General features: G+C 63.4%; 7 protein-coding genes. 4 read left to right on the forward strand and 3 right to left on the reverse strand.

Annotation, left to right across the window (positions count from 1 at the left end):
• Nucleotides 1–151 precede the first annotated feature (151 nt).
• Nucleotides 152–751, reverse strand: coding sequence for a PIN domain-containing protein (locus ABSG20_RS29170; RefSeq protein ID WP_423867927.1), 600 nt, complete (start codon nt 749–751; stop codon nt 152–154).
• A gap of 4 nt (nt 752–755) precedes the next feature.
• The gene (locus tag ABSG20_RS29175) at nt 756–941 is read right to left on the reverse strand and encodes a hypothetical protein (protein WP_423867928.1); all 186 of its coding nucleotides are present in this window, start codon (nt 939–941) and stop codon (nt 756–758) included.
• A gap of 443 nt (nt 942–1,384) precedes the next feature.
• Between ABSG20_RS29175 and ABSG20_RS29180 the strand changes: the two genes are divergently transcribed.
• From ABSG20_RS29180 to ABSG20_RS29195, 4 genes are all read left to right on the forward strand, one after another.
• Nucleotides 1,385–1,666 carry an AbrB/MazE/SpoVT family DNA-binding domain-containing protein gene (locus ABSG20_RS29180; protein ID WP_423867929.1) on the forward strand — a complete coding sequence of 94 codons (282 nt, stop codon included), beginning with the start codon at nt 1,385–1,387 and terminating at the stop codon, nt 1,664–1,666.
• Nucleotides 1,647–2,036 (forward strand): type II toxin-antitoxin system VapC family toxin, encoded by a 390-nt coding sequence (locus ABSG20_RS29185; RefSeq protein ID WP_423867930.1) that lies wholly within the window; start codon nt 1,647–1,649, stop codon nt 2,034–2,036. Before ABSG20_RS29180 ends, ABSG20_RS29185 begins: the two co-directional genes overlap by 20 nt.
• Nucleotides 2,037–2,100: 64 nt before the next feature.
• Entirely contained in the window at nt 2,101–3,636 is a 1,536-nt protein-coding gene (locus ABSG20_RS29190) for an MDR family MFS transporter (protein WP_423867931.1), read from the forward strand.
• A gap of 789 nt (nt 3,637–4,425) precedes the next feature.
• Entirely contained in the window at nt 4,426–5,187 is a 762-nt protein-coding gene (locus ABSG20_RS29195) for a hypothetical protein (RefSeq protein WP_423867932.1), read from the forward strand.
• Between the two features lie 165 nt (nt 5,188–5,352).
• Here ABSG20_RS29195 and ABSG20_RS29200 read toward each other — a convergent pair whose 3' ends face one another.
• Nucleotides 5,353–5,811 (reverse strand): MarR family winged helix-turn-helix transcriptional regulator, encoded by a 459-nt coding sequence (locus tag ABSG20_RS29200; RefSeq protein WP_423867933.1) that lies wholly within the window; start codon nt 5,809–5,811, stop codon nt 5,353–5,355.
• Between the last annotated feature and the right edge of the window lie 74 nt (nt 5,812–5,885).

Here is a 5,885-nt window from a genome sequence, read left to right on the forward strand (position 1 = left end):
CATTGCGCTACGTCACTCGACGCTGGTTGCCAGCATAACATCCGACAACCGTCATCAAGCGAATTCCATGACTCGTCATGCCCGCGCCAAACCGCCAATGGGTCCGCGCGAAGCGCGGCCCAATGACAGACTAAACGTCTTGGCGCAGATGCTAGATGCCGTGCTTTTTCGAAGACGTATAGATGTTGCGCAACATGGAAGGATCAACTCCGATCCCGCGACGGATCCAATCGGCCACGTCGATCGGGTCGGCAACGATTAGCCGCCGGTCTCCGCTGGTGTGGATCTGAGCGTGGAGCTGCCTCGGGCCCTTCCCGGTTTTTACTGTCGTGGTTTCGACTACCTCGCACTTGTCCGTCCGAAAGTGCTTCAGGTTGCTCGTCACCAGCAATTCAGCTTCACCTGCGAATGCGGTGGCCAGCACCTCGCGATCCTCGCGGTCCGAAAGGGCAAACTTCGCTGCACCGGCCATGATGAGATACGGGTCCAGCCGATCCGGTCCGGTGCGAATGGTCGCCTCGATCGCATCGATGAAAGCTACTGCGCGGTCCTCTGCGGCTTTAACCCGCTCAACCAGCACGATCCGCAGATTGTCCAGCATTTGCATTGACATAACCAGTTGAAGCGGAAGGTTCCCGAAACACCTCGCATTGACCGCGCTGATTACTTGCGATGCCGAACTGTCCGACCTGCCACCAGCGAAGGCCAGCTGGTCGGACACCCATACGTTCAGATCAACGCATATCCGCATCCCCCTAAGGTTTCATTTGCATTTCGACGGCGGCATCGGCCAGATCCGCCTCCGGCATCTCCGCGAGTTCCGGCGATGGCGGGATTGATGCCGCAAGTTCCTGTCGCGCACGTTCGAACCTCTTCTGGACGGTGAGTGCGGTCACCTCACGCAGGAAGGCTTGAAAACCACGTTCGTCGCTCGCCTGCATTTGTTTCCAAGCCTTTCGAAGCTCCGGCGGCAGATCCGTATAGAGCGAGATCGCATTCGATATCAGGCCGGAAACCGTGCGGTCTTCACGCGTTGCCAAAACACGCAGCTTCGTGGCCGTAGCTTCGCTGACCGAAGCTGAGATAGATCGACTTGCCATGGCTGTAGCCTCACACTTATATAGAACATCTATAACCTATATGATCAGCCAAGATATCTCAAGTCCCCAAATACCGTCGGGATTGCTCCAAAGCCACGAGAAGAAGCCATTGCGCCCAGCTTTCCCTGTGACATCGCCAGGTCAGCCTTCACATCAGCGAGTCGGTCAAACACCGCCTGTACTTCACCTCGAGGTCCCGGCAGGGCCTGTCCGTCCCGGCATCGGCCTTGCCATCACGCCCCAAGTCGGACTATCTTACTTTTGTCTTACCGAATGAACCTGCAATGTCCGCCAAGCAGAAAATGACCACCATTGTCTCGACCAAGGGCCAGGTGATATTGCCCAAGGCGATCCGGGAGCGGCTGCACTGGCCCGCCGGGACGGAACTGGTGGTGGAGGATACACCCGAGGGCGTATTGCTGAAGGCGAAGCCCGCCTTTGCGCCCACCCGGCCCAAAGACGTATTTGGCTCCCTATCCTATAAGGGGCCGGCAAAATCGATCGCGGATATGGAAGCGGGGATCGCCGCCGAGGCGAAACGGCGGCATGCTCGCAATCGATACTGATCTCATTGTCCGCTATCTGGTGGGCGACGAGGCGGGACAGGCCGCCCGGGCGCGCAGGCTGATCGATAACAATGACGTCTTCGTCTGCACCACAGTCCTGCTGGAGACCGAGTGGGTGCTGCGGAGCGTCTATCGGTTTTCCGCTGCCCAGTGCGCCAAGGCCCTCTCCGATTTCGCAGGTCTGCCGCGCGCCAGTCTGGAAGATGCGACCGCCGCGGCGAAGGCGCTGGGCTGGATGCGGCAGGGCCTGGACTTTGCGGATGGTCTGCACCTGGCCAAGGCGGAAGGCTGTGAGGCCTGCATCAGCTTCGACCAGGATTTCGCCAGGGCCGCCAACGCCCTCGGCGGCATCAAGGTGCGGACGCCCTGACATCGAGGGCACCGCCGTCCGCGGCGGACAACCGTTGAACCAGGCCGGCGCGGGAGCCACAGCCATGAACGATGCCACCTTGCCGGCCGGAGCGGCCACCGAGGCGGCGCGGCCAGAACCAAAGCCCGATATCCGCGTGCTGTTCGCCGGCTTGATCATGGTTCTGACGCTGGGCGCCCTCGACCAGAACATCGTCGTCACCGCGCTGCCGCGCATCGTCAGCGAGCTCGGGGCGATCTCGCATTTGACCTGGGTGGTGACGTCCTACATCGTCACTGCCACGGTGGCGACGCCGCTCTACGGCAAGCTCAGCGACCAGTATGGCCGCAAGCCGCTGCTGTACTGGGCGATCGGCATCTTTCTCATCGGCTCGGTGCTGGCCGGCCTGTCGCAGACCATGACCGAACTCATCGTGTTCCGGGCCGTGCAGGGCGTGGGGGCCGGCGGGCTTTTGCCGCTGGCGCAGATCACCATCGGCGACGTGATCAGTCCGCGCGAGCGCGGCCGCTACCAGGGCATCTTCGTTGCGGTGTTCGCCGTCTGCTCGATCGCCGGCCCGCTGCTCGGCGGCGTCATTACCGATCTGCTGTCCTGGCACTGGATCTTCTATCTGAACCTGCCGGTCGGCGCCGTCGCCGTCGGCTTCATCGCGATCGGCGTGCCGCGGCCAACCCGCGCGGTCGCCCATCGCATCGACTATGCGGGGGCGGTACTGATCGCGCTTGCGACCACCGGGCTTCTGTTCGTGCTGAGCCTCGGCGGCACCACCTTTGCGTGGTCGTCGCCGCAGATCATCGGCACGGCTGTGGCCACGCTCGTCTTCACCATCCTGCTGGTCGTGCAGGAGCGCCGCACAGCCGAGCCGATCCTGCCCCTGCATCTGTTCGGCAACCCCAGCGTCGCGATCGCGTGGGGCGTGCAGGGGCTGACCTTCACCGGCGTCAGCGCCGCCACCGTGTTCTTTCCGCTGTTCTTTCAGCTCGTGCTCGGCGTCGCCCCGTCGCTGTCCGGCCTGTTGAGCAGCCCGTTGGCGCTGGGAGTGGTCGCCGCCTCCGTGTTGGGCGGCCGCATGGTCGCGCGAACCGGCCGCTACAAGCGCCTTCCGGTGCTCGGCCTCGCCGGTGCCACCCTCGCCTTCCTGCTGCTGGGCTGGGGCGCCGCGACCGGGCGCGGCATTGCCTTCATCGAGCCGCTGCTGCTTGTTCTCGGCTTCGGCATCGGCTTCGTCATGCCGACCATGACGGTCGCCATGCAGAATGCCGCCGGCGCCGCCGACATCGGCGCCGCCACCGCCACCGCCGCCTTCTTCCGCTCGCTCGGCGGCGTCGCTGGCGTCGCCCTGTCGGGAGGGATCATGGCGCTGCGTCTCCAGGCAGCGATCGACGCGAGCGGTCTGACCGAGATCGATCCAAGGACGCTGATGAATTCCGGCCTCCAGCAGCTCGCCCAGCTGCCCCCACCGGTGGCGATCGCGGTAATCGGCTTCTATCGCGACGCCATCGCGGCGACCTTCCTGGTCGGCGGCACGATCACCGCCCTCGGCTTTCTGCTCGCCCTGTTAATGCCGGAGCTACCGCTGCGGACCAGCCGCAATCCGTGAATCGGGAGCGAGCGCGTAGGATGGGTTGAGCTCTTCGCGAAACCCATCTCTTTGGCCGCCGGAAACAGGTGATATCCTGACGCAGTTCAGACGACTCTGGCATCTGCTCGTTTTGAACGCGCTCCTCGGGACCGTGGTACATCGACGTGAAGCGAGCTCTTGCGTTCGTTGCCTTCGGTCATGCCGCTCCCGCGTTTCGGCTGCAGGCAGGCAATTACGGTGACAGTGCATTTAATCTTTGGCGATTCATGAAGAGAAGAGAAGTGCCCGCATGCCGGGGTTGCGCGGTTTGTTGCGCCATCCACGCTCCGAGGCGGCGCAATACACTTTCGCTATTGCGCCATACGGTCCTGAGCGGTCCATCTCAGCTCGTACGATGGGTGGAGCAAAAGCAATACGCATCAATTGTGGCTTCCGAAGATGATGGGTTTCGCGAAGAGCTCAACCCATCCTACCTGCTGCAGGATTGGTTCTCCAAATTCCAGCCGCTGCCTTAAATTCGTCCTGGATTGCCGGTTTTCGGGTGGATGCGGTGCCGTTCATGCTGTTGGCGGACAGTTGTTGACTCCGTGTCTGAATTTGAGCCGTAGGGTGGGTTGAGTCCCTCGCGAAACCCACCTCTGTCGCCGGCGGAGACAGATGGGGTATCGCTTATCGCGCCATTGAGCTCTCCGCGCCGCGAGCGGCCCTCTGAATGGCCGCTCGGCCAAAATCCCGGATAGCCCCGCTTGCGCCGCCCTGCTCCGCCATGGAATATTGGCCACAGCGGATTTGCCAGGGGGCTGGGACATGCGCGCAGGGTGGCTACGCACGATCATTCTCGGCGGACTCATCAGTCTGGAAGCTTGTGGTTTGGCGGCGGCGCAGACGGCGGAGCGGCCACCGGTCGGCGGCATCGGTGAACTGCCCGATGCCATGATTTTCTATGTCGCGCACGGCGCGGCGGACGCATGCGGGCCAGGCTGCTCGGAGTGGATCGCGGCCGAGGGCACCGTCAAGTGGGATACTCTCAAGCGTCTGATCGCAATCCTCGACCGGCTAGCCCCGCGCAAGCTTCCGGTCGTCATCCATGACTGGGGCGGCGATCTCAAGGTTTCGACCAGCCTCGGCCGGATCCTGCGCGGCCGCGGCATCGACACCATGCAGGGGACGACCGAAGTCGAAGCCTGCGACGGCAAGTCCGAATCCGACTGTTTCGCGCTCAAACGTCAGGGCGGCCCGCTCGACGCCCGGATGAACCTGTCGGAGCCGCGCTGCGACCTCCCCTGCGTCCTGATTCTGGCCGGTGGTGTTCATCGCAGCCTGCCACCGGGCACGCGGATGAGGCTGACGGGCGGGTTCATCAGCAATCGGCTTGCGCCCAACATCTCCGACGAAGCGCGCGAAGGCCTCACGGTGCGACATGGCGAACTGTTCCGCCTTTACCTGCGCGAGATGGGCGTCGAGCCGGAACTGCTCGACATGGTCGACCGCAATTGGGCCTCCCGGCAAGTAACGGAATTGCCGCCGTCTGAATGGGCCAGGCTGCGGATCGTGACGGATTCGCCGTAACGGCCCGGCAGCGGCCCGCTCTCGTGACGCCATCCACCGCGCGCGGTCGATTGGGGACCGCCCGCTGGCAACGAAGTCTGGTAGCCTAAATCGATCTCGGCTCGTTGATCCGGGCTACGCTGCTCAACCAACCAGACAGCGAGCGGACGGCTCGGCTGTTCTGAATCAGGAGGGAGCGCGCGGCGACGCCTCGACGCTCGCGATCCGATCGAGATTTGCGATCAGTCGCGTGAGCAAGGCAACAAGCTGCGCGGCTTCCTCGTCCGTGAAGCCGCTCAACGCCTCGCGGTTACCCCGCAGCAAGGTTGCAACCGCGCTTGGCAGACGCGCTTCCGCGGCTTGCGTCATCGAAACGCGGCTGCTGCGTCCATCGGCCGGGTCAGGCATGCGTTGGATGAGTCCGTCTCGCTCCATGCGGGCGAGCATTTGCGCCATCGGCGGCTGCTCGATCTTGGCGAAGCGGGCTAGATCACGCTGCGTGCTTGCCCGGCCGTCCCGAAGCGCGACCAGTACCGGCAGATGACCGACGCCGAAGCCCAAGGGCTTGAGGCGCGCTTCGCTCAGGCGAGCGAAGCCGCGCGCCGCGAGACTGATCAGGTGCCCGGGTGTCGAAAGCACTTCCATGTCCGTCAATTTTCTCGCTTGCACTGGTCGACCCTCTGATGCATACGTGCATATGTATATGGCTTCTGTTCCCT

It is taken from the genome of Bradyrhizobium sp., from assembly GCF_049512235.1.
Lineage (GTDB): Bacteria > Pseudomonadota > Alphaproteobacteria > Rhizobiales > Xanthobacteraceae > Bradyrhizobium.